At 56.1% G+C, this 1,715-nt stretch carries 2 protein-coding genes and 1 pseudogene; all 3 read left to right on the forward strand.

Annotated elements, in window-relative coordinates; all coding sequences use genetic code 11:
• A partial coding sequence (locus JAO29_RS23070) for an alpha/beta fold hydrolase (protein ID WP_334270637.1) occupies positions 1-215 on the forward strand: 215 nt, incomplete at its 5' end.
• Between the two features lie 136 nt (positions 216-351).
• Positions 352-594: pseudogene (locus JAO29_RS23075) on the forward strand (TetR family transcriptional regulator C-terminal domain-containing protein); the annotation flags it as partial.
• A 95-nt stretch (positions 595-689) separates the two neighbouring features.
• Complete coding sequence (locus JAO29_RS23080) at positions 690-1,484, forward strand: SDR family oxidoreductase (RefSeq protein ID WP_334270639.1); 795 nt, start codon at positions 690-692, stop codon at positions 1,482-1,484.
• Positions 1,485-1,715 lie beyond the last annotated feature (231 nt).

Here is a 1,715-nt window from a genome sequence, read left to right on the forward strand (position 1 = left end):
AAACAATCGATGTGCCATCACTCTTCATTGGCGGGAAGAGTGATTGGGGCACCTACTCGGCACCAGGTGCACTCGATCTGATGAAAGCCAAGGCAGCAACGAGGATGGGAGAGATTGAGCTCATTGACGGCGCCGGTCACTGGATTCAACAAGAACAGCCGGTTCAGCTCGGCGAGCTCCTGCTCGCCTTCATGAAGGAGACCAGTGTTGCTTAAACAGAAAATCTGCTGCCTAGCCCAAGCCACGGACGCGCAGACGGCAACCAAAGCGGAGCGGCCGGAAGGAGCACCACGATGAAAGCTGTAGTCGTTACCACCGCCCGCGAGTTGGAAGACTACCTTCCAGGTTGCGACGGACGATCAAAGAGTCCACTCGATCCTCAAGGAGGACAGCGATGCCATGTACCGCCTCCTTTGCTTACTCATCACGCGTGCCATGGAGGCGGGTAAGATCCGCGCAGAAGAAGATCCGGAGCTGCTCACGGACTACTTCATCAACACCTACATCGGCTGGCATGAGTCGTTCATCCTGGATCGAGACCCTTCAAAGATCAAGAGGATGGCTGAGTACTTCGTGAAGCAGCTTTCACGATGATCCTGCTTCGCTGAAGCCATTGCTTCCGAAGCCCATGGCCCAGAGGTCACTTTCTGCGCCTCATTCTAAATCAATCGTTTCAGATAGGAGAAACAATGTTCAACTCACTCACGAAGGACTTTAGCCTGGAAGGTAAAACTGCACTGGTCACTGGTGGATCCAAAGGCATTGGTAAAGCAATCGCGGAGCGTCTGTCGCAGGCTGGCGCAAAGGTGATCATCACCGCGCGCAGCCGTTCTTCGGACGCGAACCCGGATCATCACTTCATTGCGGCAGATATGACTACGCCGGAAGGTACGACGACCGTGGTGAAGGAAATCAATGAGAAGTTCGGCGGAGTTGATATCCTGATCGACAATGTTGGCGGCCTGACGGCTCCCCGCGGCGGCTTCAGCACGCTCACCGATGCGCACTGGGAGAACGAACTCCGGTTGAACTTCCTGTCCACCATTCGTTTAGATCGTGAGTTGATTCCCGCCATGATTGAGAAGAAGAGCGGCGTCGTCATTCATATCTCGACCGTTGCAGGCAGAGTTCCGTTGTGGCAGATCAATATGGCGTACGCGGCCTCAAAAGCGGCATTGAATTCCTACAGCAAGGCTCTCGCGAATGAAGTCGCCAGCAAGGGGGTACGTGTTCTCACGGTCTCGCCTGGTGGGACTGCAACAGGAGCGATGGTCGGATTTTTGAAGCAGCTCGGAGACAGTTCCGGCGCGAGTGCCAATGATATTTATAAAAACCTATCGGATCAGTTTGGCGGTGTGCCCATGGGCCGTATGGCCGAGCCCGAAGAAGTTGCTTCGCTTGTTGGGTTCCTGGTGTCGCCCGCCGCGTCGTATCTAACAAGCGCAAATTACATGATCGATGGCGGCGCCGTTTCCGTCGCCTGACGTCACTCCTCTATCGGAGCCGAGTTGCTATTCCAGGTGACTCGGCTTTATTGCTGAGATCAAGGCGGCGCTTGTGGCGAGAACGCCGCCTGGCTTGATCGGATCGGCCGGAAGGAGCACCACGATGAAAGCTGTAGTCGTTACCACCACCCGCGAGTTGGAAGTCCGCGACGTGCCCACGCCCACCAATGCGCCGAGCGACCACCTGCTCGTGCAGATCGAGGCCGCCGC

It is taken from the genome of Edaphobacter sp. HDX4, assembly GCF_036877565.1.
In the GTDB taxonomy this organism is placed as follows: Bacteria; Acidobacteriota; Terriglobia; order Terriglobales; family Acidobacteriaceae; genus Edaphobacter.